The 19,348-nt window shown below is 57.8% G+C and carries 14 protein-coding genes; 6 read left to right on the forward strand and 8 right to left on the reverse strand.

What is annotated here, in order from left to right:
* Positions 1-16: 16 nt before the first annotated feature.
* Positions 17-712: a hypothetical protein gene (locus E1J53_RS15920; RefSeq protein ID WP_134273362.1), complete on the forward strand. Its 696-nt coding sequence runs from the start codon at positions 17-19 to the stop codon at positions 710-712.
* Positions 713-778: 66 nt separating this feature from the next.
* Here E1J53_RS15920 and E1J53_RS15925 read toward each other — a convergent pair whose 3' ends face one another.
* From E1J53_RS15925 to E1J53_RS15935, 3 genes are all read right to left on the reverse strand, one after another.
* A complete protein-coding gene (locus E1J53_RS15925) occupies positions 779-1,219 on the reverse strand; it encodes a hypothetical protein (RefSeq protein ID WP_134273363.1) in 441 nt (146 codons plus the stop codon).
* Positions 1,220-1,657: 438 nt separating this feature from the next.
* A complete protein-coding gene (locus tag E1J53_RS15930; protein WP_154640219.1) occupies positions 1,658-4,873 on the reverse strand; it encodes a hypothetical protein in 3,216 nt (1,071 codons plus the stop codon).
* An 87-nt stretch (positions 4,874-4,960) separates the two neighbouring features.
* Complete coding sequence (locus E1J53_RS15935; protein WP_134273364.1) at positions 4,961-5,191, reverse strand: hypothetical protein; 231 nt, start codon at positions 5,189-5,191, stop codon at positions 4,961-4,963.
* A 344-nt stretch (positions 5,192-5,535) separates the two neighbouring features.
* Here E1J53_RS15935 and gndA point away from each other — a divergent pair, with 344 nt between their 5' ends.
* Together gndA and E1J53_RS15945 are read left to right on the forward strand one after the other, a co-directional pair.
* Positions 5,536-6,951, forward strand: coding sequence for an NADP-dependent phosphogluconate dehydrogenase (gene gndA, locus E1J53_RS15940; protein ID WP_134273365.1), 1,416 nt, complete (start codon positions 5,536-5,538; stop codon positions 6,949-6,951).
* Between the two features lie 185 nt (positions 6,952-7,136).
* Positions 7,137-7,790: a YceI family protein gene (locus tag E1J53_RS15945; RefSeq protein ID WP_173021520.1), complete on the forward strand. Its 654-nt coding sequence runs from the start codon at positions 7,137-7,139 to the stop codon at positions 7,788-7,790.
* 77 nt (positions 7,791-7,867) lie between these two features.
* On the opposite strand, the gene E1J53_RS15950 is transcribed toward E1J53_RS15945, so the two are convergent.
* Positions 7,868-8,302, reverse strand: coding sequence for a TonB-dependent receptor plug domain-containing protein (locus E1J53_RS15950; RefSeq protein WP_134273367.1), 435 nt, complete (start codon positions 8,300-8,302; stop codon positions 7,868-7,870).
* Positions 8,303-8,304: 2 nt separating this feature from the next.
* Positions 8,305-8,661 carry a TonB-dependent receptor gene (locus E1J53_RS23995; protein ID WP_173021521.1) on the reverse strand — a complete coding sequence of 119 codons (357 nt, stop codon included), beginning with the start codon at positions 8,659-8,661 and terminating at the stop codon, positions 8,305-8,307.
* A gap of 217 nt (positions 8,662-8,878) precedes the next feature.
* Between E1J53_RS23995 and thrS the strand changes: the two genes are divergently transcribed.
* Complete coding sequence (gene thrS, locus E1J53_RS15960; RefSeq protein WP_134273369.1) at positions 8,879-10,801, forward strand: threonine--tRNA ligase; 1,923 nt, start codon at positions 8,879-8,881, stop codon at positions 10,799-10,801.
* A 77-nt stretch (positions 10,802-10,878) separates the two neighbouring features.
* On the opposite strand, the gene E1J53_RS15965 is transcribed toward thrS, so the two are convergent.
* Positions 10,879-13,551, reverse strand: a complete 2,673-nt coding sequence (locus E1J53_RS15965; RefSeq protein ID WP_134273370.1) for a DNA gyrase/topoisomerase IV subunit A — start codon at positions 13,549-13,551, stop codon at positions 10,879-10,881.
* A 431-nt stretch (positions 13,552-13,982) separates the two neighbouring features.
* On the opposite strand from E1J53_RS15965, the gene E1J53_RS15970 reads away from it, so the two are divergent.
* Complete coding sequence (locus E1J53_RS15970) at positions 13,983-14,975, forward strand: hypothetical protein (protein ID WP_134273371.1); 993 nt, start codon at positions 13,983-13,985, stop codon at positions 14,973-14,975.
* A 224-nt stretch (positions 14,976-15,199) separates the two neighbouring features.
* Here the strand turns inward: E1J53_RS15970 and E1J53_RS15975 are convergent, their stop codons facing one another.
* Positions 15,200-15,613: a hypothetical protein gene (locus E1J53_RS15975; protein WP_134273372.1), complete on the reverse strand. Its 414-nt coding sequence runs from the start codon at positions 15,611-15,613 to the stop codon at positions 15,200-15,202.
* Positions 15,614-15,840: 227 nt separating this feature from the next.
* On the opposite strand from E1J53_RS15975, the gene E1J53_RS15980 reads away from it, so the two are divergent.
* Positions 15,841-17,190: a serine hydrolase gene (locus tag E1J53_RS15980; RefSeq protein ID WP_216650064.1), complete on the forward strand. Its 1,350-nt coding sequence runs from the start codon at positions 15,841-15,843 to the stop codon at positions 17,188-17,190.
* 703 nt (positions 17,191-17,893) lie between these two features.
* On the opposite strand, the gene E1J53_RS15985 is transcribed toward E1J53_RS15980, so the two are convergent.
* Complete coding sequence (locus E1J53_RS15985; protein ID WP_134273374.1) at positions 17,894-19,348, reverse strand: hypothetical protein; 1,455 nt, start codon at positions 19,346-19,348, stop codon at positions 17,894-17,896.

Below are 19,348 nucleotides of genomic sequence, written 5' to 3' on the forward strand. Positions count from 1 at the left end.
CCCCTAAAACTGCCCCATGAAAAACCTATTACTCGGTTGCCTTCTTTTGTGCCTAACGTCCGGCCTTTCCGCCCAGTGTTTTGCCTCCTTCGAAGCCCACGGGGCGCTCGGAGCATCCAACGCCGTAGTCTCTACCTCCGGCGGAAACGGCCAGTGGGGGTTCAACAATCGCTTCGGGATCGGTGGCAGCTACCGGATCAGTCCGCTCAGCTGGATCAAGGTCGGCTTCCAGTTCAACGGCTACCACATCCGGAACGCCGCCCTCGATAACCTTCGCTGGGGTACCCAGCACGACGGGCAGGGAGGCTTCGACCCCAATGCGCCGAGTGGAGAAGACTTTGATCTTCCCATGCTCAATCACCGCTACGTAGAAGGAATGGTCAGCCTGCGGCGTTACTTCAGTCAGTACGTCAGTCCCTGGTCGCCCTACCTGGAGGGCGGCATCGTCGTGGGAGGGTACGGCACCACGACCACCCAAAGCACTACCCCCGGCGACCCTCCCCGGAGTCGTCGCGACCCGGACCTCAACGGCACCGCCCTCATCGGAAGGGCGGCGGTGGGCGTTGACTGGCAGGTCAGCGAAATCTTCAGCCTCTACGCCCAGCCCACCCTGCAGTATCACCTTCGGGACATCAACCAAGCATCCAACCGCCGCGAATACCCCTACCAGCTCAGCCTCGAAATCGGGATGCGGCTTTTTGCCGTGCGGTAGGATCGGTGCCGGGCGCTCGAAGACCGACTTTTCGCGCCGCGCTTGAAAACCCGGCGCTTCGAGACCCTAGCCAGTGAATTCAAGGTCGGTGTCCAGCATTCGGGCCAGCGGCACGTCGGTTTGGTGGGCGGCAAAAAAGGCTTGGCGGCCACCAAATTTCTGAAACCCTAAGTCCACGTCGATGAAACTTTCAACCTGCGGGTTGCTGTATTCCTGATATGAAGTCCACCGGTAGTATCGAAAATCGGTTACGGCCCCGTGTTTGACGGGATTGCGATGGTGATAGACCACCAAATGACGAAAATATTGAGCGGAGGTGATTTCCTTACGCTCGTAGCTTTTCTCAAAGAGTCCACTCACCGTTCGGTACTTCTTGTTGAAGTACATCGCGTAGGCATTTTGCAAATGACCGAAAGTGTTCCCCAAAGTGTGGGGCTTCCGCAGTAGCTCCGGTGGCAGCTTCGATGTGGCGTACATCCCCACCGTCAGGTGGAAATGGTCACGCATCAAAGCGTACGAAAACACCTGTCCCACCGGCTCCATCCACTTTTTCAGTAGACTCCAAAACCTCAGGAAATCATCCTCTTCCCTGAAGATTGTCCGACGGTTAACTCCTCGGTTGTAAATATGATAATAAGTATTCGGCCGAATAATTGTTTTCGGTGGAGCGGGCATTGATTTCAGGTGTTTGATAGCAAGCTCAAGATAAGCACCGGGTCTCGAAGCGCCCGCAGGGTCTTCGAGCGCCCGGTTGCGAGCATGGCAATAGCATGTTTTTTCAGCCTCCGGCGCCCGTTCAGCGCCCGGTCGCTCGAAGACCGACTTTTCTCGCTACGCTTGAAAACCCGGCGCTTCGAGACCCTAGCTGGCAAACATGCGAGCGCCCGGTACCAAAGACGGTACCGGGCGCTCAATAGGAGTGAAATCCTCCAATAGTCAGCTAGACTACTTCCCAAACGGACTCAACTCCGCCGCCATCGCTTCCGCTTTGAATTTGGCGTAGTCGTCGTCCATGAAGGCTTCCACCTTCTCCATAAAGTCTTCGGCGGCAGCCTTGAACTGGGCCAGGGTTACCCGGGCCATCTGGCTGGCTTCTCCCTCGACCTGCCCGACGTAGCGGCGGGCGCTGAACATCTTCGACTGGAGGTTCGTCGGGTTCCGCTGGATGCCCTTGAGCCCCTCCGGCTCGGTGTAGATTTCTTCCAGCTCCGCAATGGCCTTCGTCAGCTCCTTGGCGTGCTTGCTGAGGCTGTCCTTGACGGCTTTGGGCGCATCGGCCATCAGCATCTGCACGTTTTTGATGCCCTTCCGTGCGGCCCGTAGGTCCTCCCAGGCGGTCGTGAGGTGCACCACGGTGGAGTCCATCTCCGCCTGCAGGGCGTTCCGGTCGTCAAAGCGGCCGTTGGCGTCGACGTCTTCACGGGGGTCGGCGTGAATCGTCACCGTCGTTTCGTCGGTGTGCCCCGCGTAGGTCATGATGATCTTGTAAACTCCGGGCTCCACCTGGGGCCCCGTCGGGGCGTCCGCGTCGGCGGGCCGCTCGCGGCGGCTGGGGAAGGAAACCCCGTCGCGGCGCATGTTCCAGGTCGTCCGGTTCATCCCCCAGTTGACGCGGGTGGTGTAGGTGCGGATGGTGTCGCCGGACTGGACGTCCACGACCTGCACCTTGGCCTTCTTCTTGGGACGATCATCCCGCTTTTCGTCGGCCATGGCCATTTTCTCCATGCTGTTGGCGGAGGAACCGTAGAAGCGCATACTACCCACGTCGTCCTTCTTCTTTTTGCCCTTCTCTGCTTCGGGCATCACCCAGAAGGTCAGCATCGCCCCGCCCCAGCGGTCGCGGCCCTGAAATTGCCCCTGGGCGTAGAAACGCACGCCCTGGTAGGAGCGACGGCTCCACTGGTAGGCATCGGGAGCGGGGAAGAGCTTAAAGGTATCCTGTAGGGCCTCCGCGCCTTCCTTGGCCAGGGCCCGGAAGGGACGAATGTCGTCCAGAATCCACGCCGCCCGGCCGAAGGTAGCAATGATCAGGTCATGCTCGCGGGGGTGAATTTTCAGATCCCGGGTGGAGACGCCGGGGAAGGTCCGGTTGTAGTGCGTCCAGGTATCGCCGTAGTCGAGGCTAAACCACAGGCCCTGGTCGGTGCCCAGGAAGAGCAGGTTCGGCTCCACGGGGTCCTGCACGATGGCGAGGGCGTGGCCCTCGACCTTTTTGTCGTCCACCAGCAGGCGGAAGGTTTCTCCGTAATTGTCGGTGTGGTACACCATCGGGCGACGGTCGTTGCGGCGGTAGTCGTTGACCACCACAAAGGCCTCGGCGGCATTGTGCGGGCTCGCCTCAATGTAGGGGATCCAGCTACCGGCCTTCATGCCGGGCAGGCGGTCGCTCAGGTCGGTCCAGCTCTCCCCGTCGTCAGGACTAAGGTGCAGGCGGCCATCATCGGAAGACACCCAGAGTGCCTGGGGGGTATTCCAGACGGGCTTCGCGGGCACAATCGCCAGCAGAGTCGTGTGGTTCTCCGCCTGGGTGGCGTCAATGGTCAGACCTCCACTTTCCATCTGGCGCTGCTTGGTGGAGTCGTTCGTGGTCAGGTCCGGACTGATGATCTCCCAGTTCAGGCCACAGTCCGTGCTCTTGTGCACGAACTGGCTGCCCATGTAGATGGTGCAGTCACTCTGAGGACCCTGAGCGATGGGCGCGTTCCAGTTGAAGCGCAGGAAGGTGCCGTCGGGGTGCACGGGTTTGATGAAGGTCGTCTTGCCGGTGCGGCGATTGACGCGCCCCAGCGAGCCCCCCTGACTGGCCGCGTACACGGTATTGGGGTCACCGGGCTTGAAGATCAGGTCGAAGCCGTCGCCGAAGTAGACTTCCTGCCAGTCGGCGTCGGTGATTCCGCCGGACTTCAGTCCCTGGCTGGGCCCCACCCAGCTGCCGTTGTCCTGCATGCCACCGCCCACGTTGTAGGGGTAGCTCATGTCGTAGTTGATGTGGTACAACTGCGCCAGGGGGAGGTTGGCGGCAAAGCGCCAGGTTTCCCCGGCGTCCCGGCTGATGTTCAGGCCACCGTCGTTGCCGTCAATGAGGAACTCCGGATCATTGGGGTCGATCCAAAACGCGTGGTGGTCGGGGTGAACCGAGTTGCCGTAATCGGCGATCTCGCGGAAGGAGCGGCCGCCGTCGGTACTCTTGGACACGTAAGTGTAGATGTTGTAGATCGTATTTTCGTTGGTGGGGTCTACGTAGAGCTCGGCGTAGTAGAAGGGGCGGTTACCGATATCCTTCTTGCTCACCAGACTCCAACTGGCACCCCCGTCGGTACTCTTGTAGAGACCGTTTTCTTTGGCCTCTACCAGGGCGTACACCACGTCGGGATTGCTGGCGGCGATGGCCAGTCCGATCCGGCCCAGGTCCCCCTTGGGCAGTCCGTCTTTGGCCGTGCGACGCGTCCAGTTATCCCCCCCGTCGTGGCTCACCCAGATGCCGGAGCCAGGGCCGCCAGAGTTGAAGAAATCCGGGTCTCGGTCGAAGGTCCAGGTGGCGGCGATGAGTTTGTTCGGGTTGGTGGGGTCCATCACCATTTCGGCGATGCCCGTACCCTCGTCAACGTAGAGTACTTTCTTCCAGGTTTTACCGCCGTCTTTGGTGCGGTAAACGCCCCGTTGCTTGTTGGGACCCCACATGGAACCCATGGCGCCAACGTAGGCCACGTCGGGGTCGGTAGGGTGCGGAAGCACGCGGTGGATGTGGCGGGTGTTGGTCAGTCCCATGTGCTGCCAGGTACGGCCACCATCGAGGCTCTTGTAGATTCCGCCGCCGTAGTTGGCCGAATTCCGGGGGTTTCCCTCGCCGGTACCGGCCCAGACGATGCTGGGGTTGGCGTCGGAAACCGCCACGGCACCGATGCTGAGGTACTGTTGTTTGTCGAAGACGGGATCAAAGCTGATGCCGCCGTTCTCGCTCAGCCACAGGCCGCCACTGGCGGTACCCGCGAAGATGCGGTCGCGGTCCGTTGGGTCCACGTCGATGGCGGTGACCCGGCCACTCATGCCGGCGGGGCCGATGTTTCGGGGGGCAAGTGCGTCCCAGTACTTCAGGTCGATTTGGGCGTGGACGCAGGTGCCGAGTATTACTCCGAGGAGCAATAGCGTGTAGGTTCTCATGGTCTTTTTGGCTTCTTGTTTAGGACGCCCAAGATACGTATCCCCGAACAAGAACCTAACCAAAAGGCGAGGAGTGGCCGAATCCGCCTAGGGAAGGCAGGCCAGGCGCTCCCGAATGAGCTGCCGATCCTGGTACACCCGGTAGGTAACGCCCAGACATGCCAGTACGCAGAGTAACATGATGTGGTGGGACTCCCCCGCCGATAAAAAGCGGTACCAGTATGCGGCGGTGGCGATACCGGCGCCGATCCAGCCCGTCCACAGGGCAGTCGTGTAAAAGCGAAATTGCCGGCGTAGTGAGGTTGCTTCCGAAGGCATAATGAATGGGTGCTGGTGATTGTCCGGCAAGGTGGTACCAATCCTGCTTCCCCGCCCCACCGCTCCGACGAACCCGGAGAATTATTGGACCAATCCATCCCGCAGCACCGTCCCACCCGCCCAAAAACGGGCGGGCGTGGCTCCTCCCCCACTGGCCCGGCACCTGCGGTCCCCGCCCAAATTCAACTCCCCCCTACCCCTTATTTTTTGCCCCGGGGGAAGAATCGCCCCCATTTATCTCCACAATTTTCCTCATTTTGCCACGGGGAACCGCCAACATTGAACTTGCCGCGTTCTAAGGCCTTACATAAGGGCGTATCAAAACCACAAGCACCAGCACTAATATGGAACACCAACTGTATGACTTTGGCATGATCGGCCTCGGCACCATGGGCCGCAATTTTCTGCTCAACGTGGCCGACGATGGCTTTGCCGCCCTGGGCACGGACATTAACGAAGCCTCGGTTAAGGCGCTGAACGAAGAGGGAGAAGGCATGCGCGTTCGTGGGGTGCACACCCAGGAAGAGTTCGTCAGCCTGCTCAGCAAGCCCCGCAAAGTCATGCTGCTGGTGCCCGCCGGCAAAATCGTCGATAAAGTCATCGAGGGCCTCCTTCCCCTGCTGGACGAAGGAGACATCATCATCGACGGCGGCAACAGTCACTACGACGATACGAACCGCCGCTACGAATACCTGAAAGAAAAGAACATCCGCTTCCTCGGCACGGGAGTCTCCGGCGGCGCCGAGGGCGCTCGCCGCGGCCCCAGCATCATGCCCGGCGGAGACCGTTCGGCCTGGAACGACGTCCGGGCCGTGCTGGAAACCGTCGCCGCCAAAGTGAACGGCGACCCCTGCGTGACCTACATCGGGGAGAGCAGCTCGGGCCACTACGTAAAGATGGTCCACAACGGCATCGAATACGGACTGATGCAGTTGATCGCCGAAGCCTACGACCTCCTGAAGCGGGTGGGCGGCATGGATAACGACAGTATGTCCGCCCTGTTCGACCAGTGGAACAAGGGGCGCCTGAACAGCTACCTGATCGAAATCAGCGCGGACATCCTCAAGCAACGCGATGACCTGACGGATGGCCACCTGATTGACGCCATCCTGGACAAGGCCAAGCAAAAAGGAACCGGCAAGTGGACCAGCCAGACGGCCATGGACCTCGGTGTCCCCGTGCCCACCATCGACAGTGCCGTGACCATGCGGGGTATTTCGGCCTTTAAGCAGTTCCGGGGGGAAGCCGCCAAGGTGTTCCCCGTCCTCCACACGGACGAGCCCCGGCTTTCGGGAACGGCCTTCGCCGAAGCCGTGGAGGAAGCCCTCTACTTCAGCTTCATCATCTGCTACGCGCAGGGTATGCACCTGCTGGCCGAAGCCAGTGAGGAGCTGAACTACGATCTGGACCTGGAGGGCATTGCCCGCATCTGGCGAGGAGGCTGTATTATCCGGGCCGAACTCCTGGAGAAAATCCGCCTGGCCTACCGCGGTGACGACCAGCTCCGTAACATGATCATGACGGAGCAATTCAGTACGTTGCTGAACGATTGTCGGGAGTCCGTGGGGTCCGTGATCCGCCTGGCCTCCGAACGGGGCATTCCCACCATGTGCATGTCGTCGGCCTTCCAGTACTTCGAGGCCTTCCGCAGCGCCCGCCTGCCCCTAAATATGGTGCAGGGCCAGCGCGATTACTTCGGCTCGCATACCTACGAGCGCGTGGACCGGGAGGGGATTTTCCACACGGAGTGGGGCAAGTAAGCCCCGAGCATCGTCGCGATTGCCGTTTGACGGGGGCAAAAACGGCCTTTTTCGTTAAAATTTGGTGTACATACACGAATTCGGGCAAGAAAATGCCCCCTTCACTTAACAAGTGGCGGTTTCCGGCGTTATTTCCGTCGTTAACCAATGATCGCCAATGTAGTTGGCGACGTAAAATCCTTACTATGAAACGCTTTTTTTATCTCCTCCTCGCAGCGGTAGTTACCGCCTGCGGAGGTCCTGAAGGCACCAAAGTTGATTCTACCGAAGCGGTAGAAGAGGCCGACGGTATGGTTGCCTCGGCCCAGTACGTCGTAGATCCCGCCGCCAGTGTCATCAACTGGGAAGGCGCGAAGATTGCTTACAGCCACACGGGCACTATGCCCATCTCCGAAGGGAAGATGATGGTTGCCGACGACAAGATCGTCGGTGGTATGTTCACCATCAACGTGGCCGGCATGGAAAATACGGATATTGAAGATCCCGAAAAATCCGCCAAGCTCGTTGGTCACCTGAAGAGTGCTGACTTCTTCGATACGGAGCAGTACCCCGTGGCTACCTTCAACATCACCAGTGTGTCTCCCGCTCCCGAAGGGTCAGACTTTACGCACAACGTGAGCGGTAACCTGACCATCAAGAACACTTCCCGCAACATCAAAATTCCCGCTACCGTAGAAATGGACGGTGACATGGTGAAGGCCACGACGCCTCCCTTCGTTATCGACCGCTACCAGTGGGGCGTGGAGTACGGCTCGGGCAACCTGGCGGATATCGCCAAGGACGACATCATCAATGACGAAGTCGGCCTGACCCTGACGCTCGTTGCTAAGAAGCAGTAAGCGCTCGTAACTTTTGAAACGAAAAAGCCCCCGTTGCCGTCGTGCAGCGGGGGCTTACTTTTTTGGGCAAACGAAGATTACTTCGAAGAGTCTTCTTTCTCCTTGAGGTAAATTTCAATGACCCCGGCTGCCGCCTGCACGCCGTACATAGCCGTCTCACTGGGGTTTTTCAACACCCGGACCCGGCGAATGTCCCGGGGGTTCACGGCATTGTAGATGTTTGCGTATTCGTATCCCTGCTTGATGCCGTTGACGACGAACAGGGGTTTTTGCTGACCGTTGAAACTGATGGGACCGCGAATTTTGATTTCCGCGTTGGCCCCGTTACCCCGGACGGTTACCCCGGATACCCTTTCGAGGAAATCGGTCAGATCTACCGGATTGGTAACCGATTCGGACGTTACCTCGTTTTCGTTGAAGTTGTCGCCGGCCACCGTTCCCGTGCGGGTACCCGCACAGGCCAGGGTGAGCATGAGCAGCAATACGTAGCCGCCAAATAGTGATTTTTTCATAGTTACTTTTTCTTTAGGTAAATTTCAATAACGCCATTCCCTCCCCGGATTCCATACTCGTTGGTTTCGCTGGCGGTTCTCAGAACCTTGACTTTATCAATTTCATTGATGTCGACGGTCGAATAAACCTGCGCGAAACTATTTCCGAGAATGGTACCGTTCACTACAAAAAGTGGGGTGGTATCCCCCTGAAAACTAATACTGCCGCGGATTCGGATCACGGCCGAGGGGCCAGAGCCTCTGACCATCACGCCCGGCACTTGCCGAAAGTAGGAGGTCAGGTCAAGACTGGCGTCTCTGTCCCCCACCTTGACGGTATTGGTTTCATTATCCCGCTCCATTTTCATTCCGTCATCCATGGAGGTTGATTTCGTAGTGGAACACGCGGGGAGCAATAAAAGCGATAGTATGAAGAGCAGACAGAAACGCATGATCAAAGTTTTCAGTGGTTTAACCCGTGAGGTTGCTTTTCGTGGTATCACGAAATAATTCAAAGCACTTAAAGATACGGTTAATCCTTCACTACCTTTGCCCCCCGTAACCGCCTTCGTTCGTAGGAAGGCAAACAAATGACAAATGATAAACATAACTTTCCCCGACGGTAATGTCCGTCAGTACGAAGCCGGCGCTTCCGCGCTCGAAATTGCCAAAAGCATTAGCGAGGGTCTGGCCCGCAACGTACTTTCCGCCCGCGTAAACGGCGAAGTCATCGACGCCGATCGCCCCATCCACGAAGACGCTAAAATTGAGCTACTGACCTGGCGTGACCAGGGCGGCAAAGAAACCTTCTGGCACTCCACCGCCCACCTGATGGCCGAAGCCCTGGAGGCCCTGTACCCCGGCATTAAGCTGGGTATCGGTCCTGCCGTGGAAAATGGATTCTACTACGACGTGGACCCCGGTGAAGGGCGCAGCATCAGTTCCGACGATCTTCCGCAGATTGAAGCGAAGATGCTGGAACTGGCCCGACAAAAAAATGAATACGTCCGTAAGGAAGTCAGCAAGGCCGACGCCATTGCCTACTTTACCGAGAAGGATGATGAATACAAATTAGAGCTCCTCGAGGGGCTCGACGACGGCACCATCACCTTTTACACGCAGGGGAACTTCACGGATCTTTGCCGTGGGCCCCACATTGCCAATACCGGCAGCATCAAGGCCATCAAACTGATGAAGGTGGCCGGTGCTTACTGGCGCGGAGACGAAACCCGTAAGCAGCTTACGCGGATTTACGGCATCTCCTTCCCCAAGGCCAAAGAGCTCAAGGAATACCTGGAACTACTCGAAGAAGCCAAGAAGCGCGACCACCGCAAGCTGGGCCAGGAACTGGAGTTGTTCATGTTCAGCGAGAAAGTAGGTGCGGGTCTTCCCATGTGGCTCCCCAAGGGGACTCAATTGCGGGAAAGGCTGGTCAATTACCTGCGTGAGCGGCAGGAGAATGCCGGTTATCTGCAGGTCACCACGCCCCACATCGGGAAGAAGGAACTGTACCAGACCAGCGGTCACTGGGACAAGTACGGGGAAGACAGCTTCCAGCCCATCAAGACGCCAAAGGAGGGAGAAGAATTCCTGCTGAAGCCCATGAACTGCCCGCACCACTGCGAGATGTTCAAGTTTCGCCCCCGCAGCTACCGTGACCTCCCGCTTCGCCTCGCCGAATTCGGCACGGTGTACCGCTACGAGCAATCCGGAGAACTTCACGGACTCAGTCGGGTGCGTGGATTCACTCAGGACGACGCCCATATCTTCTGTACGCCCGAACAGGTGAAGGGGGAATTCCTCAAGGTGGTAGACATCGTGCAGGAGGTTCTCAGCATGATTGGTTTCGACGACGTAACGGCCCAGATTTCTCTCCGCGACCCGGAGAAGCCCGAGAAGTACATCGGCTCGGAAGAAAACTGGGTGACCGCCGAACAGGCCATCATTGATGCCTGCGCCGAAATCGACATGCAGACGGTCACCGAATACGGAGAGGCTGCCTTCTACGGCCCCAAGCTTGACTTCATGGTCCGGGATGCCCTCGGTCGTCAGTGGCAGTTGGGTACCGTACAGGTGGACTACAACCTCCCCGAGCGGTTCCAGCTGGAGTACACCGGCCCGGATAACGAACCCCACCGTCCGGTGATGATTCACCGTGCGCCCTTCGGCTCGCTGGAGCGGTTCACTTCCATCCTGATTGAGCATACCGGCGGTAAATTCCCGCTCTGGCTGACGCCCGAGCAGTTTGCCATCCTGCCAATCAGCGAGAAATTCAACGACTACTGCCACGATCTGGAGAAGAAGCTCGCGGCCCACGACATCCGTGGCCTCGTGGACGTACGCAACGAAACCATCGGCCGGAAGATCCGGGATACGGAACTGAAACGGATTCCCTTCATGCTCATCGTCGGCGAGAAGGAAGTCGAGGCTAACGCCGTTGCCGTGCGCGTGCAGGGCGAGGGAGATAAGGGTACGATGTCCATCGATGAGTTTGTCGCCTTTTTCCAGGAACAACTCTAGTGGTTTGCCCGCAAAACGAAGAAGCCCCGCCGATCGGTTGATCGGCGGGGCTTTTTTCGTTACCCGAATCCTCGGCTTTAAAAATCCAGCTCGATCGTATCCCCGGGCTTCAGCTTATCGTCGTCAGTTGTTGCCGCATCTGATGACGCTTCGTTGGCGGCCTTAGGAGGCGGTTTGGCTGCTCCTTTCTCCTGCTTGGGCGCAGGGGGCGTGTAGGGTTCATTCAATTCCTTCACCCCGATCAGTTTGCCGTCATAGAGCTTATTCCCCAGCGACTTCCAGCCCTTAACGTCGATGAAGTCGGCCAGGGCCACCGTTTTGGTTTTCTTCTCCCGCTTTACCCGGAAGGCGATCTCTACTTCCGGAGTCGGGTGCACCGTAGCGAAGTAGAGCTTCGTTTGCCGGTCTTCGGTCAGGTACTGGAAGCGTTGGCCCGGAGAACTGGTTTCGATCTCGAAGCGCTTCACCAGGGTGTATTTGCGCTCCCCTTCGTAATAGATGGCCGAAACGACCATCCCCTCCGCATACTTACCAATGAAGAAGATATCGTTGGGTTCGTACTTCCGGGTCAGGTCGAGCTCTTCCCGCTCGTAGGAGCCGTCCTTGTAGAGGACCAGCACCAGATCGCCGGTGTCAAAGCCGCCCAGCAGGAGGCCCCGTTCTTCGGTGTTCAGTCGTCCACTCACTTCGTCCATCCAGACCTTCAGCGCACCCAGGGTGGATTTTCCAGCCTCCTTCAGGCTTACCTTCCGCACCGGGTAGCGGGTAACAATGTTACCGGCGGAACCCCGTCCCTTGATGGCCAGTTCCGCAAAATCAAAATCGAAGGCCTTCGTCCGGGCCTTGCAGGCCGGACTCAGCTGCAGGTGCACAATCTCCGCTTCGCCGTTGGGGTTGGCACTGAAGTACAGCACCTTCGAGCCCTTGGCGCCCTTGGTCAGGTCGTACTCCCGGTCGCGGGTGATGGCCGTCACGTTGAAACGCTTGCCCATGGCCCGACCGGTTTTCCCGTCCAGGTAGATCAGGTTGTAGGTCGTGCGGTCGTCTCCCTTTTGCCAGACGCCAACGTGCAGGATATTTTTTCCCACGAAGGTCTTGTCGGAGATGCGGGTAACGACCATTTTGCCGTCACGGCGAATGACGATCACGTCGTCCAGATCCGAGCAGTCCGTTACGAACTCTTCCTTCTTCAGACCGTAGCCCACGAAACCTTCCTTGCGGTCCACGTAGAGCTTGGCATTGTTGGCCGCCACCGCCGCCACGGCTACTTTCTCGAAGCTTCCGAGCTTGGTTTTCCGCTCCCGTCCCTTACCGTATTTATCCAGCAACATCTGGAACCAGGCAATGGCGTAATCCGTCAGGTTCGCCAGGTGGTGTTTCACCTCTTTGAGTTCTTCTTCCAGGGCGGCGATGCGTTCGTCGGCCTTAAAGCTGTTGTACTTGGAAATCCGCTTGATACGGATTTCCGTCAGGCGCACAATGTCTTCTTCGGTGATGGCCCGCAGCAGCGGCAGGCGGGTGTCTCCCTTAGCGGCTTTGTCTTCGGGTTCCCGCACGTATTTCTTCAGTCCGGCCCGGATGATCTCCAGCACCTGTTCGAAGTTTTCGGCTTCCTCGATGTCGCGGTAGATCCGTTCCTGAATGAAGATTTTTTCGAGGCTGGCAAAGTGCAGCTTTTCTTCCAGCTCCTTCTGCTTGATGAGCAGTTCCTGCCGAAGTAGCTCTTTGGTCTGAAGGGTGTTGTGCTCCAGAATATCCAGGACGGAAACGAAGTGGGGTTTATCGCCGCTGATGATCACGCAGGCGTTGGGAGAAATGGACTGTTCGCAGTTTGTGAAGGCGTACAGCGCATCAATGGTCACGTCAGGGCTTATCCCACTGGCCAGCTCCACCAGAATTTCTACTTCCGCGGCGGTATTGTCCGTTACCCGCTTGATCTTGATCTTCCCCTTATCGTTGGCCTTCAGAATACTGTCGATGAGCGACTGCGTCGTCATGCCGTAGGGAAGCTCCTTGATGGCGATGAACTTACTGTCAATCTTTTCGATCGTGGCCCTCACCTTGATCTTCCCGCCGCGCTTGCCCCACTGGTAATCGCTAACGTCTACCGTACCACCGGTCGGAAAATCCGGATAGAGTTTCGGTTTTTTGCCCTGCAGCACCTTGATGCTTTCCTTACACAACTCGATAAAGTTGTGGGGCATAATCTTGGTGCTCAGTCCCACGGCGATCCCCTCCGCTCCCTGGGCCAGCAGCAGCGGGAACTTGACCGGAAGATTGATGGGTTCCTTTTTCCGACCGTCGTAGCTGACCTGCCAGTCGGTCGTCTGGGGGTTGAAAACCACTTCGGTGGCGAACTTGGTCAGGCGGGCCTCGATGTACCGACTGGCCGCCGCGGAGTCACCGGTAAGGGTATTCCCCCAGTTTCCCTGGGGGTCGATCAGGAGGTCCTTCTGCCCCATGTTCACCAAGGCATCGCCGATGGCCGCATCCCCGTGGGGGTGATACTGCATCGTCTGCCCGATGACGTTGGCGACCTTATGGTAGCGGCCATCGTGCATCTCGTTCAGGGCGTGAAGAATCCGACGCTGCACCGGCTTCAGGCCGTCCTCAATCGTGGGGACCGCCCGCTCCAGGATCACGTAGGAGGCATAGTCGAGAAAATAATCCTCATACATTCCCTTCAGGGTCGTAATCTGGTCATCATCGGAGGCGTGTTCCCCGGGCGGGGTGTTGGCCTGGTCACTCATACGGTTATCGTTTTGCCATGCTTGGCGACTCAATCAGTTTGGGCGAAAAATATAGCACAATCTCCGCTTTTGCTTTGCTCGTCGAGGTCGTCGAATCAAATTGATTGCGACGGGGCGCAGGTGCAATGTACCCAAATCCTCGTGCTTATCCGGAAGGCAAAGGTAGCACGCAGCGCCATGTTCTTCTCCCAGCTTTTCAGCCCGGCGAAGATACAAAGCACCCAACAATTAACAAAATGTTTTAAATTCTTACGGAGGCAACAATCCGGGCCGGTGTCGCCTCCGTTAGAATCGCCTTTATTCCGCTCCGACGCCGTGCAACGAGAGCGGGTTTGAATCCGCTATCTGCCAAATTGATTACCTCCGATGACCGTCGGGAATGGGGTTTGGTGCCGGAGTAAACACCGGGGGTAAAACCTTATTTTCGGCCCATGGAACACCTGAACATGCTGGAGGAAGTTACCCGGGAGATCCTTCGCGATCCCGTCGATTATCGGCGGTTGCATCGGGCCATCCAGGGCTTTGACGGACTGATGGCTGCGACTTCCAGCCTAGATCTTGATGCGGAAGAGAATCGGGACAACCTCCACTTCACCAGCGGTAAGGCCCTGGGCACCACCTGGGCCGCGATGTGCCTGCGGGAAATCCAGCGTACCCGCCAGTTCGTTCGTGGCCTGCACCGGGCCGTCCGGGAGTGCCGGCAGCGCCATTCCCGACCGGTTCACCTGCTCTACGTGGGCACCGGCCCCTACGCCACACTCCTGCTCCCCCTCACCACGCAGTTTCGCCCGGAAGAGCTCCGGGTCACTTTGATGGAGGTTAATCCCCGAACGATTGATTCCCTGAATAGGGTGGTTGAGCGGCTGGACCTTGCTCCATACGTAGTTGAGATTATTCAGGATAATGCGGTTACCCATACCCTGCGGGCACCACGGCAGTACGACATCTTCCTCAGCGAAACCATGCAGCAGGCCCTGGTCAAGGAACAGCAGGTACCCATCATGCTGAACCTCCTTCCCCAACTCCGCCCCGACACCATCATCATTCCCGAAACTATGCGACTCACCCTGGTCTCCGACCGCTGGGAAAAGAGCGGCCAGCCGCATACCCTGGCCCCGCTCCTTGACTTTAACGCGGACTACGTCAGCGCCTTCCGCCGGCTCCCGGCAGCAAGCCGGGAGCGGGAGGAGTTTCTTCTCCTCGACCACCATCCGCTGAGTGCCCTGAACCTGGAGGCACCGGACGCGCTACAGGTCGCTACGGAAATTCAGACCTACGGCCCGAACTGGATCCGACACCAGGAATGTTCCCTGACCCTCCCCTGGCCCCTCGTACCCGTCCAGCGCATCCCGCCAAACGCAACCCACCTGACCCTGAAGTACCACTGGCGGGACGTCCCGGGTTATCGGGTATTGTTTACGTAAAATCACTCACCTTCGGTCAGCGGACGAACTTGTCCACGGAGTTTTGTAGCGTACATCGGATGCCCCCCGAGCAAAGCAGAGGTCATTCAATGTAGGGTGGGCACTTAACGAAGCAACTAACTCATGCAGTAGCGCCGGATTTATCCGGCGAGATATCCCGTGACCGGCTGAAGACGTCGCTACGAAAATCCCTGAACCACGTCGTTGAAGCGCCCGGAAGCTAATCAATCAAAGGGCAGCAGGTCCGGCTCCAGAAAGGTCACTTTTGCCCTGGCGGAACCGTAAATGTCAAAACCGTAGTGAGCGGCCATTAAATCCCGGAAGTTGTGCTTGAGGCGGGGAAATTCCGTCATGAATTCCGGGAAGGTGTTCGCGCGGGAGCGGCGCAGGAAGTGGTCCACGGCCTTCGTCGCCGCAACGGTCAGGGTGAGGTTGAACTTATCTTCCGCGCCCAGGTGGGCGACGTACTGCCGGATGAGCCGGGGGACGGTCTCCACGGCCCCCGCGCTTCCTGCGGAACGCAAAACCAACCAGGCGAGCCGCAGGTGCGCCTCGTGGGTAAACAGTGCCGGATCGAGGGTGCAGTTACGAAACTGACGGATAAATTGGTCGTTGGAGAGGAGGAGGTGCGCTTGCATTGGTCGGAGGAATGATCGTCCTCAAGATAAGGGAGAAGCTACGTAGAAAAGTTGCGGCCTTCACCGCTTCCTTGGCCCTACCCACAGGCTTTGCATCCCGCCGTCAGGCCCAAAAGAAATACTTCTCGCGGCAAAATCTCCTGCTCTATCCAAGAAACCCATGGCTTCGTCGATTGAAGCGGGGGAACCCTGAAATCACCAATTACCTTGACGACCTAAACCACCCAATGATGACAAAGAACCTACTCCTACTGCTGTTTTTACTGGTTAGCATTGCCTCCTTTGGGCAGGTAAGTGAGTCCACCTTCGACGCTACCATGGAAGCCGTTTATGCCCCCAACGGTCCCGGCGGCACGGCCATCATTGTCCAGGACGGCAAGGTGCTGTACCACAAGGGCTTCGGCAAGGCGAGCCTTGAACTGGACGTGGACATGCAAGCCGGGCACGTTTTCCGCATCGGCTCCATCACCAAGCAGTTCACCGCCGCGGCCATCCTGAAGCTGGCCGAAGCGGGAAAGCTGAGTCTGGAGGACCCCATCACCAAATTCATCCCCGACTACCCCACCCACGACCACACCATCACCGTCCACCACCTGCTCAACCACACGTCGGGCATTAAATCCTATACGGGGATGGAAAAGTGGGACGCCGAAGCGCGCAAACGGGACTTTACGCCGCTGGAGTTGGTGGACTACTTCAAAGACGAGCCCATGGATTTCGCCCCCGGCGAAGAATACCGCTACAATAACTCCGGCTACTTCCTCCTGGGGTACATCATCCAGAAGGCCTCCGGCCAGCCCTACGATGCCTACTTGCGGGAAACCTTTTTTGAGCCCCTCGGCATGAAGCACACCGCCTACGGCCACAACTCACCCATCGTGGAGGGTCGGGTGGCGGGCTATCAGCCCAGTCCGTTCGGCGGCTACCAAAATGCCGACTACCTGAGCATGACCCAGCCCTACGCGGCCGGCTCCCTGCTGTCCAACGTCGAGGACCTTTCCACCTGGTACCACGCCGTGGCCGCCGACAAAGTGATCTCCGCCGCTTCACGTCAACTTGCCCACACCCCCACCACCCTGAATGATGGTGAAGTACAGCAATACGGCTACGGCTGGAGCCTCGGCGAGCAGGAAGGCAGCGCCTTCTGGGGTCACGGTGGCGGCATCAATGGTTTTACGACCGCCTCCCGGTACTTCCCGGAAGAGAAGCTCTTCGTCGCCGTTTTTTCCAACTGCAATTGTAACGATCCCGGAGCGGTGGCCAGTAAACTCGCCCTGCAGGCCCTGGGAAAATACAAGGAGATTAAGGTAATCTCCCTGAGCGATGACTTGCTCGATAAGTACGAGGGGAAATTTGAACTTAATCCAAGCCTGATTCTTACCGTGACCAAGAAAGACGGGCAGTTATCCGTCCACGCCACCGGCCAGGGCAGCGTGATGATCGAAGCCTACGAGGAGCACAAATTCTTCAACGAGGCCCTCAACGCCAAGATTCACTTCAACTTCGCCGACGACGGTTCCGTAGAAAGCCTGACCCTCCTGCAGGGTGGTGAATACGTGTGTAAACGGATCGAATAGGCAGGGTTAAAAAAAATGCGTCATCCCAAAGTTTGAGCCTCCGTCAATAAGGGGTTAGGCGATGGCCATGCTAAATAATCAGAGCGGTACCGAAGTAAATCGGTACCGCTCTGGTCATTTCCTGCATGCACCGTGATGGGTGCCCGCGCGATTCCGGGGGAATCGCGTCCGCTTTTTAGGGGCCTCAGGAGGCGGCAAGGCATGTGTGGGATGGCATAGAGTTATACCCCTTCCAGAAACTATGGCTTATTCTGTAATAATTAAGTCCAAATTCTCTAAGTCCTGGGCTTCTTGAAAATCATAATCACCTGAAAGTCGAAATCACCCACCCCGGGGACATGCACCTGGTGTCGCCTTTCCCCGAAAGGCGACCACTCCATCAAAGTAGGAAGGATTGTACAAGATCGATTGGCCACATTCTTACGCGGAAGGTCCTTTAGTTATCCCGGGCTGATTCGGTTTCCTTTCGGGGAAAGGAAACACCACCTGCCTCCAATTATTTGTTATTTCCTTAACTGGGAGTCAAGATAAGTCTGTAGTCTGTCAGACTACTGGCTACAAACCTAAAGGTGAAAAAAGATATTCGTGGGGCACAGATTACAAAGCATACAACGGCCGTAACTCTACGCCATTGTAAGGGTTACAACTTTGCGCTAACCCACACATGCCTTGCCGCTACCTTCCTACCCCAAAATCAGTCTTCCTATTTCATATCGTTCATCATCTCCACGACCGCCGCACTATCCGGGAAGATATTGGCCGTCAGGGACCAGGCGAAGTCCGCCCGGAGTTTGTTCGTGTAGAAGGTATCGGCGAGACTGATGTAGGTATCGGCCGCGTAGAGAAACATTTCTCCGGTTTTGGCCTTTGCGGGATCGTAGTTGGCCAGGATGTGGCAGCTCATACAGTTGGTTTCCACCCCAAATTGATTGACGATTTTCTCGCCGTTGGGGCCCGTAATTTCACTCTTCCAGCCGAAGACTCCGGAGTCGAAGGGAGCTTCCAGGTAGGCATTGTAGGCGTAAACGGGTTCGCCGACGCTTTGCCCGCCACGGGTTGGCTGAGCGGGCCACACCATACTGTAGGCGGTGGTCATGGCGTAGTGGCGCGGAGCGCCCACCAGTTCAGCGGGCCGCAGGTCCGCAATGGCTTCACTACTCGGGGCGTTGGGGCTGTCCGGGTTGGGGGCCCACCAGAAGGACTGCCACGTCCAGCGCTCAATCTCCCGGCTGGCCACGTGCATTCCGACGAGCACGGCATAATCTCCCACCTTAATTTTTTCGGCGCTGCCGTCAAAGAATTCGGATGCGAAGTACGCGGAGTCTGCGGCCGTCAATTTGAAGTGGATAAAGTCTTCGACCTTATAGGTAGTCTGCGGCGTTGCCGTTCCGGTGCAGTTTACGTCTACGGAGCCGTCTCCCTGACCGGTGCCGTCCGTGCTGACGTAGGCGCAGGATGTCCAGGCCGTTTCGTGGTAGGGTTGTGCGGGACTGGGCGGGCCGGGCCAGACCTTTACGGAATAGGCCGTGGCGCCCTGGGGAATGATGCGGAATACCGGCTTGATGGTGATGGCATCGTTCGGAAAGACTACGGACCGCACGCCCGAAGCGTAGAGCGCGTTGAGTTTATCCCGTTCGAAAATTCGGTTGTCCAGCGCGTAGGTGGCCGCCGCGGGACTGTAGGCTACCGATTCGTACACGACCGTGTCCGGTGATTCTCCGCCCACCATCATGGGGACGTGCCCGAGCTGGGTGGGTACCGTCAGGGGGGCACGACCGCAGCTCATGGCCGGAGGGTTGGCGTTACCCTTCAGGGCGGCTACGATGTCTTCGGGGGTGGTCCAGGTTTCGAACACCCGCAGGGTGTTACCGTCGCAATCGGCGTCTACGACGTCGGTCAGTCCCGTCCAGATGCCCCAGGCATGGCGGGTGATGGACTCCCAGTCTTCTTCGGCCAGCCAATTGTTGATGACGTTGCTGTCTTCGGGGAAGGAGAATCCGGCGATTCCGGGATCGGGGAAGGGGACGGGGGTGACGTCTGCCGTGGTAACTTCTTCTTCGATGACTTCACCGCCGGTATCTTCCGGTTCCGTTCCACAGGAGAACAGCAGGGTCAGGCCGGCAAAAGCCAGCAAAAAAATATGGGTGAGGTTTTTCAT

Origin of the sequence: Lewinella sp. W8, assembly GCF_004375085.3 — a bacterium.
GTDB lineage: Bacteria > Bacteroidota > Bacteroidia > Chitinophagales > Saprospiraceae > Neolewinella.